This is a genomic window from Promicromonospora sukumoe (assembly GCF_014137995.1).
GTDB classification, from domain to species: Bacteria; Actinomycetota; Actinomycetes; order Actinomycetales; family Cellulomonadaceae; genus Promicromonospora; species Promicromonospora sukumoe.
Genome location: NZ_JACGWV010000001.1, coordinates 3,620,530 through 3,644,040 on the forward strand (window position 1 = coordinate 3,620,530; position 23,511 = coordinate 3,644,040).

The 23,511-nt window shown below is 68.3% G+C and carries 17 protein-coding genes; 6 read left to right on the forward strand and 11 right to left on the reverse strand.

Annotated elements, in window-relative coordinates; translation table 11 throughout:
• The first annotated feature begins 40 nt into the window (after positions 1-40).
• Both FHX71_RS29355 and FHX71_RS15980 read left to right on the forward strand, forming a co-directional pair.
• Positions 41-373, forward strand: coding sequence for a hypothetical protein (locus tag FHX71_RS29355; RefSeq protein WP_246402595.1), 333 nt, complete (start codon positions 41-43; stop codon positions 371-373).
• 372 nt (positions 374-745) lie between these two features.
• Complete coding sequence (locus FHX71_RS15980) at positions 746-4,657, forward strand: P-loop NTPase fold protein (RefSeq protein ID WP_182618000.1); 3,912 nt, start codon at positions 746-748, stop codon at positions 4,655-4,657.
• A gap of 244 nt (positions 4,658-4,901) precedes the next feature.
• Here the strand turns inward: FHX71_RS15980 and FHX71_RS15985 are convergent, their stop codons facing one another.
• The 7 genes from FHX71_RS15985 to FHX71_RS16015 form a co-directional block, all read right to left on the reverse strand.
• Positions 4,902-6,050: a DUF4062 domain-containing protein gene (locus FHX71_RS15985; RefSeq protein WP_182618002.1), complete on the reverse strand. Its 1,149-nt coding sequence runs from the start codon at positions 6,048-6,050 to the stop codon at positions 4,902-4,904.
• A gap of 116 nt (positions 6,051-6,166) precedes the next feature.
• On the reverse strand, positions 6,167-6,940 hold the full coding sequence (locus tag FHX71_RS15990) for a hypothetical protein (RefSeq protein ID WP_182618004.1): 774 nt from the start codon (positions 6,938-6,940) through the stop codon (positions 6,167-6,169).
• Between the two features lie 41 nt (positions 6,941-6,981).
• Positions 6,982-7,842: a hypothetical protein gene (locus tag FHX71_RS15995; protein ID WP_182618006.1), complete on the reverse strand. Its 861-nt coding sequence runs from the start codon at positions 7,840-7,842 to the stop codon at positions 6,982-6,984.
• A 497-nt stretch (positions 7,843-8,339) separates the two neighbouring features.
• On the reverse strand, positions 8,340-13,688 hold the full coding sequence (gene mobF, locus FHX71_RS16000; protein WP_182618008.1) for a MobF family relaxase: 5,349 nt from the start codon (positions 13,686-13,688) through the stop codon (positions 8,340-8,342).
• 504 nt (positions 13,689-14,192) lie between these two features.
• On the reverse strand, positions 14,193-14,693 hold the full coding sequence (locus FHX71_RS16005; RefSeq protein ID WP_182618010.1) for a helix-turn-helix transcriptional regulator: 501 nt from the start codon (positions 14,691-14,693) through the stop codon (positions 14,193-14,195).
• Between the two features lie 111 nt (positions 14,694-14,804).
• Positions 14,805-16,034 (reverse strand): helix-turn-helix transcriptional regulator, encoded by a 1,230-nt coding sequence (locus FHX71_RS16010; protein ID WP_182618012.1) that lies wholly within the window; start codon positions 16,032-16,034, stop codon positions 14,805-14,807.
• A 60-nt stretch (positions 16,035-16,094) separates the two neighbouring features.
• Positions 16,095-16,952: an alpha/beta hydrolase gene (locus tag FHX71_RS16015; protein WP_220489701.1), complete on the reverse strand. Its 858-nt coding sequence runs from the start codon at positions 16,950-16,952 to the stop codon at positions 16,095-16,097.
• 207 nt (positions 16,953-17,159) lie between these two features.
• On the opposite strand from FHX71_RS16015, the gene FHX71_RS16020 reads away from it, so the two are divergent.
• The 3 genes from FHX71_RS16020 to FHX71_RS16030 are packed head-to-tail and all read left to right on the forward strand — an operon-like array spanning position 17,160 to position 19,481.
• Complete coding sequence (locus FHX71_RS16020) at positions 17,160-17,321, forward strand: hypothetical protein (RefSeq protein WP_182618014.1); 162 nt, start codon at positions 17,160-17,162, stop codon at positions 17,319-17,321.
• An 18-nt stretch (positions 17,322-17,339) separates the two neighbouring features.
• A complete protein-coding gene (locus tag FHX71_RS16025; RefSeq protein WP_182618016.1) occupies positions 17,340-18,911 on the forward strand; it encodes an asparagine synthase-related protein in 1,572 nt (523 codons plus the stop codon).
• 30 nt (positions 18,912-18,941) lie between these two features.
• The gene (locus FHX71_RS16030; protein ID WP_182618018.1) at positions 18,942-19,481 is read left to right on the forward strand and encodes a GNAT family N-acetyltransferase; all 540 of its coding nucleotides are present in this window, start codon (positions 18,942-18,944) and stop codon (positions 19,479-19,481) included.
• Between the two features lie 56 nt (positions 19,482-19,537).
• Here FHX71_RS16030 and FHX71_RS16035 read toward each other — a convergent pair whose 3' ends face one another.
• The 4 genes from FHX71_RS16035 to FHX71_RS16050 form a co-directional block, all read right to left on the reverse strand.
• Complete coding sequence (locus tag FHX71_RS16035) at positions 19,538-19,975, reverse strand: hypothetical protein (RefSeq protein WP_182618019.1); 438 nt, start codon at positions 19,973-19,975, stop codon at positions 19,538-19,540.
• A gap of 292 nt (positions 19,976-20,267) precedes the next feature.
• Positions 20,268-21,380 carry an HAD family hydrolase gene (locus FHX71_RS16040; protein WP_182618021.1) on the reverse strand — a complete coding sequence of 371 codons (1,113 nt, stop codon included), beginning with the start codon at positions 21,378-21,380 and terminating at the stop codon, positions 20,268-20,270.
• Positions 21,377-21,724, reverse strand: a complete 348-nt coding sequence (locus tag FHX71_RS16045; RefSeq protein WP_182618024.1) for a hypothetical protein — start codon at positions 21,722-21,724, stop codon at positions 21,377-21,379. Before FHX71_RS16045 ends, FHX71_RS16040 begins: the two co-directional genes overlap by 4 nt.
• Positions 21,721-21,966 carry a hypothetical protein gene (locus tag FHX71_RS16050; RefSeq protein WP_182618026.1) on the reverse strand — a complete coding sequence of 82 codons (246 nt, stop codon included), beginning with the start codon at positions 21,964-21,966 and terminating at the stop codon, positions 21,721-21,723. Before FHX71_RS16050 ends, FHX71_RS16045 begins: the two co-directional genes overlap by 4 nt.
• Positions 21,967-22,401: 435 nt before the next feature.
• Between FHX71_RS16050 and FHX71_RS16055 the strand changes: the two genes are divergently transcribed.
• On the forward strand, positions 22,402-23,451 hold the full coding sequence (locus FHX71_RS16055) for a ParB N-terminal domain-containing protein (RefSeq protein ID WP_182618029.1): 1,050 nt from the start codon (positions 22,402-22,404) through the stop codon (positions 23,449-23,451).
• Positions 23,452-23,511: the final 60 nt, after the last annotated feature.

Genomic DNA, 23,511 nt, shown 5'->3' on the forward strand with positions numbered 1-23,511 from the left:
AGACCGCCGCGGCCGCCCGTTGGCAACCCAACTCCAGGCGATGGGCTGGACAACGTGGGACGACGCGATCGACTGGGCGATCGAACACGAAAGCACCTGGGACGACGTCGCAACCCACCTGGGCGTCTCGCCCGCGCTGCTGCGCAAGTGGATCGCCAAGCACAACGACATCCCGACAATGCCGCGCAAGCTCACCGCAGACGAGATCGAACTACTAGATCTCGCCCGCAGGCATCACGCCGCAGCTGGCACGTTACGGCCGGCCCACCCCGAACGGCTCGAATCCTGGCTCACCCGACAACGCCGTCGCCGCGACAACGGCACCACTACCCGCGCGATGATCGAACTATCGAGGATCGACCCCACCTGGTAGCTCGACTCTAGAAGGAACTGCTGCACGCACGGTCGACGCCGGACCCCCTTCACGCATGGACACGTGAACGTGCCGGAGTTGCACGGCTTACAACATGTCAGAAGGGACAGCAGTAGTTGCGCTGGTGGGGCGGGGAGGGCCTGGGGAGCGGTTTCGACATCACGCGCGGCCGCATCGACGCGGCCACAGCGAGTGCCACACGCGCTGCAAAGCGAGGTCAAGTATCTACGAGCCGTGCATCGTCCACCCCAACGTGAGGCCGACTCTCAAATCAGTCACGTGTCCGTGCAACACCCACCACGTCATAACCGTGTGGGTGGCACGAGGTCACGCTACCCTCGCTCACCAGATTCGTCGTTTATGGGAGTTGTCGTGACCGAGCAAGACGCGTTCGGTGGGCATCCAGGGCAAGTCAATTCGGTGGCCGTGACGCCAGACGGCCACCGCATCCTCACTGGTGGCGAAGATGCGACCGTGCGGGCGTGGGACGCGATATCGGGCGAGCCCCTCGGCTTATTCCTCGGTCACCGTCGCTCTGTGCGTGCAGTGGCCGTGACGCCAGACGGTCGCCGGGCTGTGACCGTAGGAGGCGAACACATGGTGCGGGTCTGGGACCTGACCACGGGTACCCAGACGAACGAGCTCACCGGACACACTGGCTGGGTGAACGCCGTGATTACGACACCCGACGGCCGCCAAGCCATCACCGCGGGACTTGACGGCAGTGTGCGGTTTTGGGACCTGACCACCGGCACCCAAACCACCGAAATCATCGGGGACTTCTCCGTGCGTGCGGTGGCCGTGACACCCGATGGTCGCCACGTCATCACCGCCAGTGACGACGACGCGGTGCGGGTCTGGGACCCGACCTTCGGCACTCAAGCCGCCAAGCTCACCGGACACACCAGCCGGGTGAACGCGGTAGTAGTGACACCCGACGGCCGCGAGGCCATCACCGCGGGAATGGACGGCAGCGTGCGGGTCTGGGACCTGGACACCGCCACCCAAACCGCCGAGCTCACCGGACACACCGGCTCGGTGAACGCCGTGGCGGTGACACCCGACGGCCGCTTCGCCATCACCGCCGGGGACGACCGCGCGGTGCGGGTCTGGGACCTGGACACCGCCACCCAAACCGCCGAGCTCACCGGACACACCAGCCGGGTGAACGCCGTGACAGTGACACCCGACGGCCGCCACGCCATCACCGCCGGAGACAACGACGCGGTGCGGATGTGGGACCTGGACACCGCCACCCAAACCGCCGAGCTCACCGGACACACCAGCCGGGTGAACGCCGTGACAGTGACACCCGACGGCCGCCACGCCATTACGGGTGGGAACGACCGCGCGGTGCGAGTTTGGGATCTGGTCACCGGCACCCAATCCACCGAGCTCACCGGACACACCGGCTGGGTGAACGCGGTAGCAGTGACACCCGACGGCCGCCACGCCATCACCGCAGGAAACAACGATGCGGTCCGGATCTGGGATCTGGCCACCGGGACTCAGACCACCCAGCTCACCGGACTTTTTCGATGGGTGAACGCGGTAGCTCTCACACCCGACGGCCGGCTCGCCATCACGGGAGAGCGCGATGGCGCGGTGCGGGTCTGGGATCTGACCACCGGCACGCAGACCACCCAGCTCATCGGACACGCTCACGACGTGAACGCGATAGCTGTTACGCCCGACGGTCGCCACGCCATCTCCGCAGGAATCGGCCACGGGGTGTGGGTTTGGGACCTGACCACCGGCACCCAGACTGCCCGTATCACCGGACACACTGGTCCAGTGAACGCGGTGACCGTTACACCCGACGGGCGCCACGTCGTCATCGCCGGGAGCGACGCGATAGTCCGGATCTGGGATCTGACCACCGCTACCCAGACCGCCCAGCTCACCGGGCACACCGGCTGGGTGAACGCGGTGGCTGTGACGCCGGATGGTCGTCGCGCCATCACGGTCGCCGATGACGCGACCGTACGAGTCTGGGATCTCGCGTCGGGGCGCCTGCTCCACGTCCTACGCGGCCACTGGGGCGCGGTGCTGGATGTCGCTATCATTCCAACATCTGACCAGGCCGGTCAGGAGGCCATCAGCGTCGGGGTCGATGGAACGATCCGCGTGTGGGACGTGAACCAAGGCGTTCAAGTCCGTGGCACGTTTGACCCTGGCATCATCAACGTCCTACATGCAGCAGTTCTGTCGGACGATGCGTCGTCACGTGATGCGCTTGGCCTCGATTCTCACGTGGACGCTATTGGGCGGCTGATTGCCGCTCGTTCGACTCAACCACCTCTCGCGATCGCACTCCTGGCTCCGTGGGGTGGTGGGAAGTCGACGTTCTTACGTCTTCTGGACCGCCACGTCACCCAGGCTCACCAGGGTGATGCCGCGTTTGTCCAGCATCCCCGCGTGGTGACGTTTAACGTCTGGCACTACTCAGACACGTCGGTGCTGGTCGGCCTCGCCACCCAGGTCGTGCGAACCCTGCGCGGAGACGACAAAGTGCCACCCGATGGCCCCACCGAGACCAGTGGTACGACCGACAGTGACATCCTCGGCCGTCGCGTCCGTGATGCGACGTTGGAAGCAGCTCGACTCTCTCGGCTCAGGGCTGGGTTGAACACCGAGCGCCCGAGGACTGTTAAGGAGGCGATCGCATGGGCGCATGCCCAGGCCCGGATCCTCCGACTCCTGCCTGGGGTTCTCCGGCAGGGCGGACCTGTCCCGGTCCTGTTGGTCGTCGCCAGTCTCGGCATTGCCGCTCTTGCAATCGGTGTCGCGACTGTTCTGACACTCAACGCTCCCGGCTTTATTGCCTGGGCACAGGATCGCGTTTCCGGGGTTGCCACCATCTGGACGTCCCTTGGCTGGGTCACCGTCGTCTCCGCGCTCGTAGTTTCTGCCGCGAGGGCCTTGTCGAAGCTGGTCCGGACCTGGCCTCGAGTAGCCGCGTCGTGGTCACGCCTTCGGCGGCTCGTGCTGGACTCCCTAGCCGAACGTGAGCAGGAACTTGTCGCCGTCGTTTCGACGGCGAGGGCTGCAGACTTCGTCGCCCGCCTCGCCGACCACCTCCACGACCCCCAACGCCTAGAGAAATTGGACAAGCACCGCGGCGCCGCGGGCGCGGTCCAGGACGAGCTCACCGAACTCGCCCGGCTCCTAGAACGAGCACACGAACAACGCGACGCACTGCCCGAAGAGCAGCGCAAGGACCTGGACGCTGTCTACACCGACCGGATCATCCTGCACCTCGACGACTTGGACAGGTGCAAACCTGACAGGGTCGTCGAGGTTCTCCACGCTGTCGCGCTCTTGCAGTCGATCCCGTTGTTCATCGTGATCGTGTCGGTCGACCCACGCTGGTTGCGACGATCGGTCGAGCAACATAACAACGAGATCTTCCGGTTGGCCGAAGTCCACGAACAGCTGGGCTCAGTTGTTGGCGACCCACTCAGCTTCCTCGACAAGATCTTCCAAATCCCCTACGCACTGCCCAAATTGACGCCCGAGATCGCCGGCGACTACCTCCTACGCACTGCCGCCGACGGCAACCTGGTCGATCGTGCATTGCTCGATCTCCAGACCGTCACCGAGACACCGTTGCCTCCGAAGGAGGGCAAGACGGCGTCGAACGAAGACCCAACGGACCGCGCGACGCTGCAAGCTGTGCCTGCGCCGACCGACACGCCCGGTACGTCGGGCAACGAGTTCGACGACGTTCGCCTCAGCGAGCCTCATCTGATCGATCCGGGCACGTTGGAGGCCGTCACCCGTGAACGTCGCGCGAACACGCTGCGCCTGACAAACCACGAGGCCCGTTACCTCGCCGTGGTCGCGCAGGCAGCAACAACCCCGCGGGCCGTGAAGAAGATCCTGAACCTCTACCAGCTGTTACGCCTCGGGCGGCACGTCGCGGGACATGAGACGTTCGACCGGGAGCGCACCGGCGGCTATCTGTCGGCAGGGTTGTTGCTAGGCCTCCTGGTGGCCGCGCCCGCGCAAGCAGCGCGGATCTTTCGCGCACTCGACGATTCGCAAGCCGGGATGCCGCTGCCCGCGTTGCTCACGAACGTTCGCGCCGAACACGCGCTCGTGCGTCATGAGCACTGCCCGGAGTGCAGTATCTGGGACAGGCTCACGATGATGACAGATAACGCGTTGCAGGCCGGGGCGCCCGCGGCATCCGACGGCTACCAGGACTGGCTGAAAGAAGTCGCCCGGCTGAGCTTCCACACGGAGTACCTCTGGAACGACGACGACGCCGCCGTCCGATAGGAACCGAAACCCATTCAGCCATCACCGCCTCGCCGCTCAAGCGCGTCAAACATCGAACCCGTCAGGCAACTCCAGATCGTTGTCAGCGATCATTGTGGTTCCCGCCTACGCGACGGGCAGCATGCCTTCGGCTACGTCGTGTCACCGCGTTGACGCTGACGACTCGCTGCGCTAGTTCGACCAGCCGCCAATCTTCGTCTCGTCGAAGCTATCGACGCCGGTTGGCGAAAGGGACCTGTCTCGATCACAGGCCCGTCACGGTGCCGTCGATCGAGACGGGTGCTGGGTCGGGTTCGTTCGCATAGACCTGCGGCGGGGTCCAGGTGGCCCGTAGACGCCGCGCGCCCTGGTGGGAGGGGCCGAGCGCAAATGAATCAACTCTGGTCGCGGCCTGGTCTGTGATCAGCCGCTCAGCGAACAACAGTCGCGCCACCGGACGCAGGACGCTGTCGTCCAGGCCCAGTCCCCGCAGCGGTGCCAGCGGATCGATCGGCCGCGTCATCCACCCCATCTGCTGGCCGAGCAGCGAGGTGCCGAACAGCCCATCGGACAACGCCCGCCGGCCCACCTCGTCAGCCGATATCCCATTGATCGTGGACGCGCGCAGGTTCGAGCTCCGCTGATCCTGGGCGACCAACGTCAACCGCTCCTCATGACCGATCGTCGAGACAGTCGTCGTGGACAGCCCCGAGATCTGGACCGGCAGCGCGGTATGAGGGGAGGCGAACGGGACACCTCCAGCTCGGCTGTCCCGCAACCGCACCAGCTCGGCATGGACCGCGTCGCTGCGCACCGCCGCGGTGAGCGAGATCGTCCTCCCGTCGTTGGTGATCTCGCGCGCACGAAACAGTGTCCGGCCCACCCGCACCCAAGGTGCCAGTTCCTCCGCCGCCAATTCCTCCAGGCGGCGCCGCACCCGCCTGCCGAGGTCTTCCGGGTCGGTCCACGGGCTCGTCGTGTACAGATTGCGGGCACCCTGGATCAGATCGCGCTGCGCACCATCCATCTCTCCGCCGGTCTCGCCGTTGACAAACAGGCACAACCGCAGCCCGTTGCGTTCGGCTTCCAAGAACTCCGCATGCGTGGCTGAGTACCCGTCGGGCATCCGCACGCCGTAGCGCGAGCCCCACATGCCGACGTAGACCTCGGAGCTGCGAACTCCCGAGAGGTAGGCCTGCTCGGCCGAGATGTCCTGCGCGCCGAGATCCTCGAACATCACCGCCGTCGCCCCGACCGACTCGATCGCTGCCCGCACCGCGGCCCGCTCGTCGGGCATGTCGGTGATCAGGCTGGATACGAACACCCGCCGCCCGCTCGCCCACGCCCGCACATCCTCCCCGGCAGCCGCCAAAGAGGCCGAGCGCTGGTCAATCAGCAACGACGCATCATCCATACCTCCAGTCCATCACGGACAGGCCAGGAGATTTGAGCGCACACGCGAGCCTTACACGCCAACGGTGCAGCAGTCCCGTCTCGAATGTTCACCCATGGGCTGGGCGCGCCAGACCGTCAGCTGATGTTCTGTATGAGGACCGGTCGGGCAAGCAGAACGGACGTGGCGCCGTCGTACGTCTCGGATTGAACATCACAGACCTCTGCAACTACGCGTGCCGAGTGGATGCGCTCCCGAATCCACGTTTCCGGTGTGCCTGGGACCGCACTGGGGTAGGTCGCGCGCGTCGTCTGTCCCCACGCGAACTCTGCCCGCTCCCCCGGCCCGGGCTCGTACGCATCTTCGTAGTCGTGGACATGCTGGGCGACCGCGGCACCGGTGAGCCGGAGTTCGGCGGCCACGATCCGGGACAGGAATCCTGGCTCTGACGGGTAGTCATGAGCCAGTTCGCCGGGCTTCCACGGGCTCCAACGCCGTGTCGGGAGATTGTCCAGTGAGCCCAGCATCACGACCTGAAGCGGCCGACCACGATTCCCACGTCGCGATTCGACGGTGGCGTGCGCCCAGAACGCCACGGCGGCACCGGGCACCTCCAGTCCGTCCAGATCAGCGAAGTAGAGAAACGGCATGACGCCAACAGCTAGATTTGTGACCTTCATGTCGACGAGCTGCCCTTTTCGGACAGCGCGACGAGGATTCCGGGTGACTCGGCGACGATGGTCGATTCGACGCAGTCGCAGCGCACGATCGACGTTCCGTGTGAACCCGCTTTCGATTGTCGTCTCCACCGCGCTCATCAAGACCCGCTCCAGCCCGAACTTCTCCACGGACTGAATCACGCGGCTGTCCTCTATCTCCCGCAGCGCGCGGTTGGACTCGTAGAACGCCATGATTCGAGACCCTTCTTTGTGGTCGTGATGGCCACGACGTGTCAGGCGGAACCCTTGGACGGCTTAACCATCCCCAGGTGCCATGGCGAGGGCAACATGATGTAGGGGTTGTTGGCGCGTGAGACCTGATACCTGCCCACCGCGAGCATGTACGCGCCGATCAGCGTGGCCCGCTGATCCTCGTCCAACCCCAGCGCGGCCGCCTGCTGCTTCGTGACCACCACCTTCAGCGACGGGTCCCGCACGCCGTCGGCATAGAGCATGAACGATCCTGTACTTACGTTGCTCTCCACGCGGCGGACGCGACCCCAGTAGCCACGGGTCTGCCCAGCGGACCTTGCGGGGTCGGTACTGGTCATGTGTACGAAGAAGACCGCGGCCAGCATCGGAGCCGTTTCCTCCACGGCGACCATCACCTCAGGGTCGAGCTTGCCCGCGAGCAACGCGGACAGCACAGTGCGCAGGCGACGTGTGGTCGCTCCCTCACCCACAACCGCCCACGCGGGGCGCAGAACGTGCCTGACCGACGTGGCCCCCGGCACATCGTCATCCGGCCTCCGGCGCTGATCTGGACCTGTCGATGGCCGGGGCGGGTCAACACGGAGCGTGATCAGCCCGGCGGACGCTGTCAGCACCTGGGCGTCACGTCCCTCGTCGCCCTCGGCGTCGTCGGACGCGATCGACGCCGAGGAACAGCCGTCGCTGTGCGCGGTGTTGTAGAAGCACGGGCGGCGGCCGTCGACCGACCGACGTCGATAGTGCGCCGCGCCGGCGCACGCTGCACCCGAGGGCACGCTGCCATCGCAGACCAGCTGCAGCCGCGAACGCTCGTCGGGGCCGAGGCGGCCGTAGACGTCCACAGACACGATCGCGCCGGTGCGCTCGTCTCGGGCGGCCTCCACCGGTAGAGGATCGCATCCACACCCCGGCACGACCAGACCACCACCAGCCCACCGCACCATGGAGACCAGCACGGGCCCCGGCCCAACCGAGTCCGGGGCAACGCCGCCAAGGATCCGTCTGCGCATCGCCGCCGCGTCGCTGGTGAGGAGGCTGCCCCCACCGAAGGCACGACCCGTCCACCGCTGCCCCGAAGTCAAGTACGACACGGCGCTGCGTTGTGCCTGCGCCGCAGGGCACCGCTGTCCACATCGGATGCACTCGGGATCGGAAGGGGCTCCATCCTAGCCTGGCACCATCGGATGGCAATGGCGAGACGTCCTTGTTCAGCCTTCGCGGAGGGCCGCGCCAGTCTCGTACGCATGATCCACATCGGTGTCCCGACCAGGCTGCCATCTACCCGCAAGGCCCACTGACATCAACAAAGAGCCACGTACCTCCTGACGACTGGCTGTCTGGCCACCCACCGGCGGTGCTCGGTCGCAAAAGTGAGCCTCGTTTACCAGCTCCCGGCGGTCGCCCGGTCGCGTTCCTGCTCGGCGCGGCCGCGGCGAGCGCGTTCGTCGGCCTCTCGGCGCATCCATTCGGCGCTGACCCGCGCGTCAGCCAGCACGGCTGGCGCCCGTCCCAGCGGCTTGGGGCGGGGCCGGACCGGCCGGGCCACGGGTCGAGTTCCGGTGCCGCGGGCGGTGATGGTGTCCAGAGCCCGGTCGGCGATACCGCGGGCGTCGGCGCGCTCGCCCTGCCCGATCTGGGGTCCGAGTGGGTGGACGGGGTCGGTGATCTGGTACCTGTCGCGGTATGCCAGTACCTGCTCCATCGCCACCATCCAGGCCTCGCGTGCGGGACCGGGCAGGGGCGGCGGGATGATGGCCTCCATCCACAGCTGCGGGTCGGTGAGGGCGTCCTGGACCAGGGTGTTCAGGCGGGCAGCGATGAGGTCGGCGTGACGGGCCAGCCACGCGGCCACAAGCGGGTCCGTCTCCCACGCACGCGCGGCGTCGGTCTCCCGGTGTCCCGGGTCGGCGGGGTCGGTGTAGAGGGCGCCGTCGTGGTCCGGGCCGGTGTGCGCGTCGGGCAGGATCCGGCTGGCGAGGTGGTCGGTCACGACTCGCCGTACGGAGGGGACGTCGAGCTGGGCGTGGGTCGCCGAGCCGGGGGTGTCGCCGATGGCGCGTGCGACGTGTTCGACCAGGGGCCACCACTGGTCCAGCCCGACCCGGTCGTAGAGGTGGTCGACGAGGGCCCGCAGCGCCGGGATCTGTCGTTCGAAATGGTCCAGCTCTCGGATGGTCTGCAAGTTGGGCTCCATCGCGAACCAGCTCAGCGGCATCGTCTCGGCCAGAGCACCGGCGAGAGCCCCGGGATTGTCGGTCGCGGTCTGCGCGGGGTCGGTCGGCAGATCAAGCGCTTGGGCGCGGGTGGCTTCTTCGAGGGTCAGCATGGCCCAGACCCGGGCCGCCGCGGTGCGGCCCGCGGCGTCGGGGTCCAGGGCGACGATCAGGTCGGACAGGTCCCTACCGGTCGCGTCACGCAGGGCTTGCAGGTGCTGCTCGGTGATGCCGGTACCGCCGGCCGCGACCGGCACGATCTCGACCCCAGTCTGCTCCGCCAGGCGGACGGCGGCCAGATGCAGGGCGGCGTGGTCGGTCGGGCCCTCGACCAACACCGGCCGGGCACCGGCCGCCAGGCGACTGATCGCGTCGGGGTCCAGACCGTAGACGAGCTCGCCCTTGCGGTACGCGGCGGTCTCGGGAGTGTTCAGGTACTTCGGTGCCCGCCCGTCACCGGTGTCTGCCTCGGCGGGGTTAATGCGTGCGGTGACGCCGACGACCTGCCCGGTCTGGTCGCGGTAGGGGAACACGATCCGGTTGCGGAACTTGTCGATGACCCGCCCGTTCTTGGTACGGGTGGCGACCCCTGCGGTGACGAGCTGGTCGGGCGTGTACCCGAGGGACTCCAGGTGGTCGGTCAGGCCGGTCCACAACGCGGGAGCGGCACCCCATTCCGCGTCAATCAGGCCGCGGCTGGTCATGTACCGGGTCGCCCAGGACTGGGTGGACTTCTGCCCGGTCCACCATGCCCAGGCCCGGCTGGTGATCTCGACGACCAGGTCCCGCTCCCCCGCGTCGACCACAGGCTCCTTGGCACCGGTCCTGGCCGGCTCCCGATCCGTGCCCGCCGGGACGCACAAACCGCCCGTCGCACTGCTTTTGGTTCCGGCTTCCTGCGGCGCTGAGCCGTGCGACGGCGTCGTCCCGAGCGGGTCACCAAGCTCGTCCGCGCCGATCGTCGGGGCGCCAGCGGCCCAGACCATTTCGTCGGTGGTGTCGGGTGCTGTCGTGATCCAGGCCGGAAGTCCGCGCTCGTCGTGGTCGTGGGGGCGGGGTAGGCCGATGCGGTGGTGCAGGACCTTCGCGATCGACCGGGCGTTGCCGAACCCCGTGCTGGCCGCGCGGCGGACCACGGTGGCGGGGTCGGTACCGGCGGCCTCATGCATGGACAGCCGCTTGGCCAGCACCGGCCACACCTCATCGCCCAGGACCCGGTCCGCCACCCGGCCGGGCAGCACCGACCGCATAGCCTCTGCGAGGCGACCGGTGCGGTCTGGTTCGAGGAAGGCGAGGTAGGCGTCCTCGTACTCCGGGACGAGGCGGGCCAGGGAGTGCGCGTAATCCCACTCGTCCTCGATGACCCGGGAGGCGGACTGTTCCTCGCCGTCACGGTCCAGGACACCCTTGAGCGCGTTCAGCACCGCCCGCTCCAGGTCCGGCTGACGGTGCGGGTCCAATTCCAGGACGTCGTCCGTCTCCACGTAGACCCGGTTGGAGTCCGCGCCGCGGGTGATGGCGGTGTAGAGCTCGTTGCGGGTCATCCCAACGCCGACCATCGCGTGGGAGGTGTCGACGGTCATGCCCTGCACCCGGTGGATCGTGGCCGCGTATCCGAGCTCGACATGCGCCGCGACGTAGTCGGCCGGGAGCACCACGGTCGCCCCAGTCTCCAGGTGGGTGGCCTGCAGCGCACCGTTCTCGTCGCGGGCGGTCACGCGCCAGAGGTCGCCGTTGCGGACCCAGTCGCGAGCCCAGTCGATGTGCCCGTCGTCGTGCTGGGCGCGCAGGTGGCGGTTGTTCAGCCGGGTCACGATGACGTCCCCGATCCCGGCCCGGTTCTCGTCGTGCAGGGCCACGCCGTCGTCCTCGACCTCGCCGCGGGTCACGCGGTGCAGGCGGGCGCGGGCGGACAGCTCGGTGACGAGGGTGTTGGTCGCGGCGATCATGATGGTCTTGCGACCGTGGTCGGAGTCGGTCTGCCAGTTGGCGAACATCTCCTCCGCCATCGCCGCTGCCGACCCACCCTGGGTGCGACGGCTGGTGATGTAGAAGTCCAGGCCACGGTGGTCGCCGTCGCGGAGCTGGAGGGAGGCTTCTGCTTCGCCTCCGGTGTGGAACCGGTGGATTTGCGTCAGCTCGACCGCACCGACCTGCTGCGCGATCAGCCGCAACGCGCCCCCGGCCGCGACGGCACCGAGCTGGGCCGGGTCCCCCAGCAACCGGACACTCCCACCCGCCCGCTGGGTGATGGCCAGGACGTCGGCGAGAGCGAGCGTGCCCGCGAGGCTGGCCTCGTCGACCAGGACCACCGTCCCAGGCTCCACCGTGAGGCGTTCGCGCAGACGTTCACTTCCCGCGCCGCGGTTAGCCAGGAGGAACATGTCCAGGGTCTCCGCCGTGATCCCGTCACCGAGGTCCGCGCCGAGGACTTCCGCGGCGGCCGCCGATGGCGCGAGAGCGATGAGCTTGCCGCCCGATTCCTGGACCGCTGTCGCGAAGGCGCGCATCGCGGTGGTCTTCCCGGTCCCGGCCGGCCCGATCCCCGCCGCCAGCACCGTGCTGGCCCCGAAGTGGGCCACCAGGTCCCGCTGCCCCCGGTTCAGGACCCGCCCCCGGTCGACCCGGACCTGATCGATCGCGCCCTCCACCGCGTCCGGGTCGATGACCAGGCCACCGGGAGTGCGGGCGGCGGCCAGGAGCTGGTCTTCGGCCTCCAGGACCGCGAGGGAGGTGTACTTCGTGGAGCCGTGCACGAAGTAGACGCTCTCGCCGTCCTTGCGGCGCATGACGTCCGGTGGCTCGTTCAGGTCTGGGGGCGTGATCACGAGGCTGCCCGCTTCCGCATACCCGGCGATCCTCGCTGCCAGGACCAGCAGGTCGGTCCCTCGGGGAGAGTGCTCGCGGGCCAGCCGGGTGGCTTCTGCCTGCAGGTGGTAGGTCGTCCAGGTCGCCCGTTTGCCCGCCACGTTCGTCAGGCACGCGTCGACAAGGTCGCCCTGAGCGCGCACCTGTGCGGCCCAGTCGGTCAGCACGGCTTGCCGGCCGGCCGGTGTGCGCCACCGCAGTTGCCGGAAGACCTGGGCGCGCGGCCACGCCACAGCGAGGCGCTCAACCGCCCCGGTAACGTCCTGGGCCGCCCACCGGGCAATCCCCCGACCGGCCAGGTCCTGGGCGACGGCAGGCCAGAGGTCCTTCAGCTCGTCGACCACGACCCGTCCGGTGTCCGGGCGAGGGTGGAGCGCGCGGGCGAGCATGCGCTCTACCGCGTCTGGTCCGCCCATGACCGTGGCTGCCGTCTGCGCCCACTGGGGTAGCCGGTGACGCAGCCCGACCGGGGTGCCCTTGCCTTGGCGAGTATCTAGATTGGCTTGTTGCGTCAGCCGGTAGGCGGTCTTCGTGTCCGGCTCGTGCCCGTACTTCGCCCGGTATTCGGCCCGCAGGGACTCGTAGGACTCCTGGATCACCGCACGCCGCCTCGAGAACGCATCCCGGAGTGGCTTGGGGATACCGACGATCTCGCGCACACCTTGCTTGCCGCGCCCCCGGGTCTCGGTGTGGAACGCGACCCCGAGCACCTCGACGAGGAGCTGCTCGATGCGGGTGTTGTACCGCTCGGACGCCGCAACCTTCAGTCCCAATAGCACCCGGCCGTCCAGCGCGCGCCAGGTCCCGTCGACACCTAGCACCTTGGTGGAGACCGCGACGTGCGTGTGCAGGTTGGGGTCGCCAGCCCGGGAGTCGAGGTGGTCGAACGCGACGGCGGTCAGCCCGTGAGTGTCGATCTGCCGCACACCACCCGCCCCGCCGCGGGTCAGCGCGGCCTCGGACTCGATCCATGCCAGGGTGTCTTGCCAGGCCTGGGTGTGCGCCTTCGTGATCGCCTCCCGCGTGGCCGCATTGCCCAGACCCCACAGGACCGAGATGCTCTTGGACGGCGTGAACACCAGGTCGTACCCGGCCACGGCTTTGCGGGGCTGCTGACCCCGCTTCGCCAGCCAGGTCGCTACGTCCTTCTCAGAGACGCCGCCCGAGCCGCCCTTCTCGGTGTGCTCCTGCTGCGCCAGCGTGCGCGCGACGTTCCAGCGGATCAGGTCCCGCTCGACGCCTGCCTCCGGTGGCCGGTCGTTCTCGCGGGCGAACCGTGCGAATGCGGCTTCCAGCGCGGCGGTATAGCCGTCGTCGGCCTTGGCTTTGAACTCGGGGAACGCGCGACCTAGCGCACCGACGCGAGCCGCGTCTTGCTTCGACACGCCGCGGGCGAGGGCTTCGACCTCCAAGCGGTCGGCGTCGGGGTGTCGGCCCTGGCCGAACAGGGACTTCATCTGCTTCTCCAGCACCTGGCCCGAGACCCCGAGCTGGTCGAGCCCCGTGCCGACCCAGTGGCCGGGCGGGTTGCCGTGCTGCATGTAGTAGTCCGTCAACGACATCCCGCGGCCCCGCGGCACATCGCCTGAGGCGACCTGCTGGGTGAGGTAGGTGTAGCCGCTGCCGGCGCTGAGCACGTGGACCGTCATCACGGGCCCCCACCCCCTTCCGCAGGCGCTTGTCAGGCTGTTCCAGGTCGCCTTCGGCGGCCTCCGCTCACGGCTTGTGCATTAGGTGTGTGGCCTTCGTCGTGGCGGTCCGCGGGACCCGCTGTCCCGGTGCGCGCCTGCCCTCGTCGCGCAGCCGCGTGCATCGCGTCGGTGCATCGGTCGCGCGTACGTCGTCGCATGCCTGCGCGTCGCTGTCGCTGTTCGTCGCCGCTGTCGCCGCTGCTGGAAACGTGGCGGTGGGTCCCCGCGTCGAGACCCCACGCACCAAGGGCGGCCAGACTCCCCCGGGCATGCGAAAAGACCGCCTCCCATTCGGGATGGCGGTCTTCGGGCCGACAGGGAGTAACCCGGGGCGACGGGCCCTGAAACAAACAGAAGTTGCGAAGTCACCCGCCGAGTTGCGCGTCCCCCGGGCATACGGGATGCCTGTGTGCCACGCCACCCTTGTGTCGTGGCGTCACGAAGGAGGCCATCGTGCTGGAGCTACGCGACGGCGGGTGGTTCCAGAACGCCCACCAACTGGGCGTCGTCGGCAGCTGCGGCCTCCGCTGGGTGCTGGCCCTGTGGTTCGGTTCCCAAAAGTTCGTCGAGCTGATCGAGCGTCACCCCGAGCGCGTTAGCGATCCGAGGCCGAGCCCAGAGAGACGGCGTCGTGTCGCCGGCCTCCCAGCGGGTCACGGTCGACCGTTGGACCCCGACCTCCATCGCCAGGCCCTCCTGTGTCTTGCAGACTTCACGTCTGCGGCGGGCCAGCGCATCCCGGCGCGACTGCGGCGCGCGGCTCACCCCGTCGCGGAGGGTTGCGAGGCGAGCTGCTTCCCGCTCGGTCGGGTTCTTCTCCGGTTGACTGTGCGCGAGCACGACCACGATGACGGCCGCAGTGTCGTCAGATTCGGCGAGCTGCTCGATCGCTCGCGTATCACCGGCAGCCTGGAGCAAGCGCTTGATGTCGCGCCTGTGGAGTGTCACTGCCTGGGTTGCCATGCGTCCCCCTCGATGGATGGTTCCCGACTGAACCAGAATCCGGGAGAAGCAAGACCCTAAGTACCCCACGGCGGGGTACCACCCATAGCCGCCAGCACTTGACGCCAGGTGTCAGGCCGTCTCGGGGTTGGCCGACCCGATCCAGGCCGCCAACGCGCGGACCTCTTCGCCGGCCTTGCGGTGCTGGCCGGCCAGGACGCGGACGGCTTCGCGCGCCATCGGGTGGTACCGCGTCTGCTGCGGTGCAACCGCGCGGGCCTGCTGCAACGCACCCAGAGCCGCGTCGCGGTCCTCAACGGCGATGAAGGCACGCGCGGCATCGATCAGATGGTGCCCTCGACGGGTTCGCGGCATCGAGGCGGGCAGGTGCAGCTCGCGGGCTCGTTCGGCGGCGATATCGGGGTGCTTGAGCTCGATCTGCGCGGCGATGTCGTGGACGGCGGTGTTCACCGGCCCGAAGGTCAGGTGGTAGTGGATGCGGTCGACGCCGTCAGGAACCCGCTCGGCCAGCCGACGTGCCTCCTCCAGGTAATGGACTGTGGCATCGTCGTCGCGAGCACGGGAAGCCTGCGTGACCTGCCGGAGCCGGATGCTTCCCAGCAGCGTGACTGCTGCCCCGGACGGATCGGCACCGACCGCCTCTTGAAGCTGGTCGTAGGACGATTCCAGGAGCCGGAGCCCGGTGTCGTAGTCCTTGGCGACCTGGAACCCGTTGGCGCGGGTCCACTGCGACAGGCCGATCGAGAGCGGGTCGTCGGCCAGTGATGACGCCCACTGAAGCCGCTCTTCGAGGATCGAGGCCAGGTCGACGTAGCCGAGGCGTGAGGCCAGGCAGTAGGCCATGTAGTAGCAAGAGGCCAGAAGGCGAGCTGCTCGGCGGCGGGCCTTGCCGTCCAGGTGGTGCACGCACGCGGTGAGCTCTTCCAGGAGTGCGGGGAGCATCTCGCCCAGTGCGGTGTAGCGGGCTGCGGCGCGGTAGCTGGTGGCCAGGTCGACGTCGCGGGCAATGGCGTCCAGTGACCGTGGTTCGGGGCGCCATGCGGGCGGGAGGTCGTAGGAACGCGCGACGGCGCGGATGGCTGCGATCGGGGCGTGGACACGAGCGTCGGACCGTTTGCGTCCGCGGTAGGGCTGGCCGGTGAGTTCCTCGACGCTGACGGCGAGCGTGCGCGCTGCGGTGTTGAGGAAGCCGTAGGTGGGCAGGCGCTCGCCCTGTTCGACCTTGCGGACCGCTCCCAGGGAGAGGTGGGCGTGGTCGGCGAACTCGCGCTGGGTGTAGCCCGCGAGCTTGCGGTAGGTCGCGATGCGCGATCCGACGGTCTCGTCCGCGTTGCCGGTCATCCTGGCCTCCCCTCGCGGTCTGGTGTCTCGCGCCAGGGTACCGGCGGCCCCTCGCTCCGGTCAGTGCCCCGGGGTGACCCAGTTGGTGATCGCCTCGATGACCTCGGTCTGCCAGGCCAGGGTCTGCGGCTGCTGGTAGGCCTTGTCGCCGGCGACGGCGAAGCCGTGGCCGGCTCCCTCGACGACCATAAGTCGTGACTGCTCGTTGAGTTCCTTGATCGCGTCGTAGGACGGGCCGATCGGGACCTGGGTGTCCGCGTCCCCGTGGACCAGCAAGGTCGGGGCGGCGACATCGCCGAGAGCCGTGTGGGGCTGGAGCCAGAAGACCTCGTTGAGGAACGCGCGCCCGTGCCGGAACGAGGTCGAGTACTGCAGGAACCCGTCCCGGGTCAGGAGGTCGGCGTGCTCGTCGTCCAGGTGGTCGTCCACCCAGTACGGCCGGCCGTCGATCGTGCGTGCCTTGTAGTCGATCCGCGGGCACAGCATCACCAGATGCTGCACCTCCGCCGGACGCCTCGCGGCGTAGTACGCACACACCCCTCCGGCGAACGACTGACCCACCAGCGACGTCGTCGCAACGCCCGTCTCGGCGCGCAGCACCTCGAACCCGGCCCTCACGTCGTTGAGCAGGCCGGCGAGCGTCACGTCCTCCTGGGTTCCCTCGGACTCGCCGTGCCCACGCAGGTCGAACCGCAGCGAGGCGATCCCCGCCGCCGCGAGGCCTTCGGCGATCCGGTCGAAGAACCCTGACTCGTGCCGGGTCACGCCACGGCCGTGCACCAGAAGAACACCGATCTCGGGTGTGGTGTCGGGCATGACGACGTCGCCGACCAGGCGCAGGCCGTCGAGCGAGCGGAACTCCACACGAGACTCCGTGGGCATCACGTTCTCCAGGTCGGACGGGGTACTGACGTCCACAGTGTGCCCCACGCTCACCCAGCCGGGCCCGTTTGTCCGGCTAACCGGCGCCGAGGCGACAGCAGTGATCTGGGGTGGTGTCGGGTCGCGCCGCACGAACGCCGCAGGGATGCCGCACCGATGCTCTGGGATGCCGCTGTGCTGGGCGTTTGGATCGGTAGCGGGCAGGCATGGCGTCTGCCCGGTTACCGATATGGGAGGTGCCTGATGGAGATGTTCGAGCTTCCTCGAAAGCCTGACCTGGGCTTCGAGACCCTGTTCTGCTCTCGGTCCGTTCGCTTCGTGCAGTCCCCCGAAGAGGCGCACGACTACAAGAAGGTCTCCGGGTCGTCCGACGGCGCGAAGACCTACGACACCACGGCCGTCTGACGAAAGGAGCAAAACCTCATGCTGCGGATGCGTATCGATACCCGTGCGGCCGGTCCCCTGACGTGGACCGGCACGAGCTACCAGAGCCAGGACGGGGCGACCCGGATCACTCCGGTCGACAATCCCGCCGTCGAGCAGGTGGCCGTGACCGACCAGACCCGGACCCTGGTCGTGGTCCGCGAGAGAGCCTCCGGAACCAGCCCGACGTCGGCGGCCGTCGAGACGGTGACGCCGGAGGTCTTCGAGCGCATCCGCAGCCTGGCCGTGCAGTGGCCGCTGGACTTCGTCGCGATCGAGCTGGCCGACGGCGAACCGGTGCGGGTGACCGCCGGGGCTGCTCGGGTCACGCCGCTGTACCTGGCCCATGACGCACACGTCCTCGCCGGGTCATGGGACATGGCCGACCTGACCGACTACGTGCGCGGGATCAACGTGCGCGAGGCCGCACGGCTGCTCGTGTACCGGCCCCGCTACAGCACCGACACGTTCTTCACCGGCATCTGGCACCTGACCGAACGTGCCACCGCACACTTCGCCGGCCACCTCGTGATCCGTTACCCGGAACCCGCGCTCCACCTCCGCCCCCGTGAGCTGGCCCAGGACGCCGAGGTGATCGACGCCTTCACCAGCACCATCGACGTCGTCCTGGACAAGCGGCCCCTGGATCCCGACCGGACGCTGTTCCACCTCACCGGAGGCTTCGACTCCGGCACCATCGCGGCCCGCGCCGCAGCACGCTGGCCCGGACGCCTGAAGACCGCAGCACTTCTCATCGGCGGACCCGGCCGCGACTCGCAGATCCGACGACGGACCGAGATGCGCACCGTCATGTCCTACGCCGAGACCGACATCCTGATCGACGCCATGGCACACCAGCCCCTGGCCGCCGCCTGCCTACGCACCCAGGGCGCCCCCATCAGCCCGGCCGAAGAACCCCTGCACCACCCGTTCACGCTCATGGCCCGTGCCACCGCTCGGACCGGGGCGACCAGCGTCGTCACCGGCCTCGGCGGGGACGAGATGGTCGCCCTGTCCGTCGAGGAGTACCCCGACAAGAAGCTGCCGCCCCTGTCCACCGCGGCGGACCTGCCCTGGATCGGAGCGCGAACCCGGGCCGCGCTGGAGTTCGCGGACGACGGCATCGCCCCACCTGCGCAGATCAACTCCATGACGCTCCTGTCGCTGGAGACCACCGCACCCGTCCTGCTGCGCGAAGGACTCTGGCCGGTCCACCCGTTCGCCGACCCGGACATGGTCGCGCTCGGCGAACAGCTCCCCTACGACTGGCGAATGCTCAAGCAGCTCCAGCGCGAGCACCTGGCCTCGCACGGCATGTCCGACGACGTCACCCACCCCACCGCGCGCGAATCGTTCGCCGAACTCGTCCAGCACGCCCTGACCACCCAAGGAGTCACCTTGCTCAAGGAGATGCTCGACGAGGGATCACTGCTGTTCGACGAGAAGCTCGTCGACCCCGACGGCATCACCTCCGCCGTGGACCGCCTCCAGTCCGGCACCTACGGTGAGGACCACGACGCCAAGCTCCTAGAAGTCCTGACCCTGCACCACGCGACCACCGCCTACTGCTGACCGCCCCTGGCCCTGCAAGGAGTCCCGACCGTGTTCACGATCCGACCCAGCACCACAGCCGACCGTCCAGGAGTGCGGGACCTGATCCTGGCCCGTTCGGACTGGCTCGAACAGCGAGGAATGGAGACGTGGCGCGACGCCGCGGAGTCGGTCGCCGACCTGGCCGGCGAGGACGGCGGAGGCATGTGGGTGGTGCAGGCCGGTCAGCAGATCATCGGCACCACCACCTTGCAGGACCAGGCTCCACCGGAGTGGACCGCCGATGAGGCCGCACAACCGGCCCTGTACCTGTTCACCACGGCAACTCACCCGGACTGGCGAGAGCACCGGATCGGCACCCAGATCGCCTGGTGGGCGCTCGACCACGCCGCACAACGCGATCTCGACTGGGTACGCCGCGGCTGCTACTTCGACGGACTTGCGGCCCTCTACCGACAGCAGGGCTACACGCTCGTTCGCACGACCCAACGCAACACCCGCACGCTGCACATGTTCCAGCACCCGGCACAGTTGCGCAGCGACGTCGTCCTTACGGCAGCAACGGAGGCGCCGGATTTACCGGCCCGCTGACCGACGGTGGGACCAGCCCGCCATCCGTCCGCGCATCTGATCTAGCGGCTCTCTCGCTACCAGTAGTCAGGCGCGACGCGGCGGTCTCGACGGGCTGACTCACGGACCAGAGCTAGGCGCCGCCGGATCTCGCGCCTGTCGATATGCGGTTCCGTCCTCTGGCGAACGATCCGTCGCGAGACAGCATCGACATAGTCAGCGTCGTCGATGTTCGGGGCGATCGTGGTGTATCCGGCTGCTCTCTCACGGGAAACAGGGCGCTGCGCGACCCCCAGCGCGATCCGCCCTGCAACCAGTGAACCCCCGAACACCAGGAACGTCAGCAGCCACCAGTCCGGCGCAGGTTTGCCGTACCCGGCGAAGAAGCCAATACAGACCGGAACGAAGGTGACGCAGCCGATCCACCAGCAGACCGACACAACGTGCATGGGCTTGCTTGCAGGTTGCCCGGGCACGAGGTCGACCTTGAGGTCGGGATGCCACGGTGTGCTCACGACATTCCTCCTCAACTCCCGGGCCATTCGCCTGCCGTGAGGCCGACCGTCAGCGGCAGCAAGCCGACGTCGGCTGTGGTCTCCCACTTGTACGTCTGCGCACGTCCCAGTCACGCATGAGCTCGAAGAAGCGTCCGGCCGTGGCCTGGCCCGGAATACTACCGGGCCCTGCACGCAGGAACTGTGGAAATGCGGGGAACGTGGTGCTGTTCAGGACCCTCGGGTCGCGGTCCCGACCAATGGTTCGCCCGGCGGTGGGCAGACTCACGTTCGGATCGGGCCGGAGTTGAGTTCATCGCTGCCAGATCGGCAGCTCGAACAGGGCTGGCCTGGCCTCTCCGCGGGTCCAGCGGGCTCGTAGTCCCAAATCGGTCGTCGGATAGCCAAGGCTCGCCTGATCCGCCGCGTCCGTGAGGGCCAGCATGGTGGACCCGACGGCTTCGGGGATCGGGGCGTGACGTCGCCAGGCGCGGGCGACCGCTGCGTGGATCTCTGCCCCGGCCAGCTCCGCGCCCGCTCCGTGCCAGACCCGCAGCTTGGTCACGCCCGGCGCCGACTCCACTGCGACGGCGAGTTGCGCCGCAAGGTCGGATAGCCCTGTCGTGTCGATGGGCGGCAGAAGTGAGTCCAGTGCCGTCGCGACGCCGTGCTCATCGATCGTGCCGGTGACCTCGTCAGCCACACCCTGCACAACGGCCGGCGCATGGCCCATGCTGATCCCACGCCCGGCCCAGGCCAGCGCTTCGAGGTCGTTCTCGGAATCCCCAACGGCCACCGTCGACCCGGGCGAGATATCGAGCTTCTCGCGCAGGACTTCGAGTGCACTCGCCTTCGTGACACCCGGGCCGGTCACGTCCAGCCACGACTCACCAGCCCGGGTGACGGTGGCACCGGTCGCCCGCAGCAGGTCGAGGTGCCTCGCGACGCCGGGTGCGGCCACCGCAACACGGGTAGCAGGGCTGGAGCACAGGTCGGCGACGGAGGCGACCTTCTGCTCGCCATTGACCTGGCCCGGCGCGAACGGCTCGTTCACGCGCCAGCCCCAACCCGGCTCCTCGACCGCGACCCGTGCAGGGGGTTCCAATTCCAGGGCACGACGGATCACGGCCGTCGCGTCGAACAGGTCGGTGCGCACGAACCGGTACCCACCCGGAGCCAGCGGGTCGAGACGGACCGTCATGGCACCGTTCGAGCACACGACATACCCATCAGTCAGGCCGATACGCTCCGCGACAGGCAGCACGCCCGCAAGGGATCTTCCGGTCGCGAGCACGATCTGGTGGTGCCCCGCCGCACGTGACAACCCGATCGAGCGGTGGACCGCGGGTGCGATGGTGCCGTCAGCCGACATGATCGTCCCGTCGACATCGAGCGCAATGAGTTTTCCGCGCACGACGCCGCTCATGAACGGCTCCCGAGACCCGACAGGACATGGCCGTGCCGGGTGGTCGGGTGCGGGTCGCCCAGCAGGACGCACCGCATCCCGTCCCGTTCCAGCTCGTACGCCAACCGGGTGTACGCCTCCGCCAGCCGCGCCTCAGCCGGGACCACTACGACGTCCACGCCGTGGGTGCGGGCGGCGTCGGCGACCTGGCTGATCGTGAGACCGTCACGCGTGTCGTCGAGGATCTCCACCAAGGCCAGCCCTTCGGCTGACACGTAGGCGGTGACCTCGCGGCTCTGGCGTTCGACTTCCGCTGTGTCCCGGGCGGCGACGTAGCCCAGCGCTACCGGACGCGGCCCGGTCATCGCACGGCTCCCGCCAGCGAGCGGACGTGGCACTCCAGCCCGGCAACCGTCCCGGACCAGTCCGCCACGGCGGGCGTCGCCAACCGGTGCACGACGCCTTCGGTCAAGCCCAGCTCACGTGCCATCACCACGCCGTCGGACAACCGGGACGGCTCGATCCGCACCGACCCACGCAGGATCGTCAGGCCCGCGACACGCTCTTCACCGAGCACGTCCAGGATCTCGATGAGGGCAACGAACATGCCGTGCAACTCGCCTGCTGGGGGTTTGCTTTGGGCCTGCATGGCTCACGCTCCGGGTCTGGTCCGAGCCCGCTGGAACACGGACTCTCGTACCTTTCCCATCGAACCCAAGGCACCATCCCGTCAGTAGCGCACAAGGGATGCGGTCACGACGCACCCTCGCCGCATGGACGGACATCGCACAAATGGACAGGAGAACTCGGCCCCTGGCGACGAACTGGAGCGCTCAGAGACCACGGCTTACGAGACGAGGTGGTGCGCGCTTCTGACCAGTAAGAACGTCCCGCACACCCGTGGTGTGCGCAGGTTAGGTGTGCGGAAAGCGCGCGCTGGATCGTCACGGTGGAGTCATGGCTACCACGCACGAGCTCGACCTGGCGCCGCTGGCGGTAGGCCATTGCTGGCCGTCGCGGCCTGTCTTGCAGGTGATGTGCGATGCCTGAGACCCGGCGACAGAAGCGGGACACCGCGGAAGGTCTGCTGCGCTTGGACGTAGCCGTCGACGCGATCACCGTCGGCGAGCGTCACCGGCACGACCTGGGCGACATCGACGCCCTGGCCGCGTCGATCCAACAGTTCGGTTTGTTGCAGCCGATCACGGTGACCCCGGACCTGGTGCTGGTGTGCGGGTTCCGGCGCCTGATGGCGATCCAACGCCTCGGGTGGGCCACGACGCGCCCGTGGGTACGGAGTGGGATCTCCGACCGGCTGCAAGCAGTGCTGGCCGAACGCGACGAGGTACAACTGCGCAAGCCCCTCAACGACGTCGAGGCGGCTCAGCTGTACCGGGAGATCAAGCAGCTCCTCGCCGAGGACGCCGCACGCCGCCAGTCAAGCACCCGCTTCGGCGCCGCCAACGCCGCCCAAGACACCACCGCAGAGCCTGCATCCGAAGCGGGGGCTAATTCGGACATCGACGGTGGTGCCAAATCGGCACCACCGCGTGACCTGCGCGGACGGACTCGGGCGCAGGCAGCTCGGATCGTCACCGGGAAAGCGTCGTACTCCCGCCTGGACCGCATCGCGACGCTGTCCGACATCGCGCAGGACCCCGATCGTCCCGAGCGGGTCCGGGCCCTGGCCGCCGAGGCCCTCGAACAAATTCGCGAGGGAGCATCCGTGTTCCCGCTGTACGACCGGGTCAAGGTCGAGCTCGCTGCGACCGACCCGACCGCCCAGGCCGTGGAATCGGTCAGCCAGGACGACGTCGACGAGGTCGTCGCCGCTGCCATCCAGCGGTTGAACCAGCCCAAGTCGACCCGGGATACGCGCGGCAAGACGCGGCACTCACTGCGCGCGTTCGCACTGCTCTGGCAGGGCTTAGACAGGTGGTGGGAGCACTACGACCCCGCTGACGTCGGCGCCGGCACCCACGAGAAGGACTGGGCCATGTTCGAGAACGTCCTGGAGCAGACCAACCGGTTCGCAGCCGCAGCGCGCGGCGTACGCGACCCGGCGGCCTGGCGCGACCAGACGGAGGCATGACCATCCGCAACCTGCAAGGCCTAAGGACCTGAGTCATTGTGCACCGACGGCCTCCGCCCT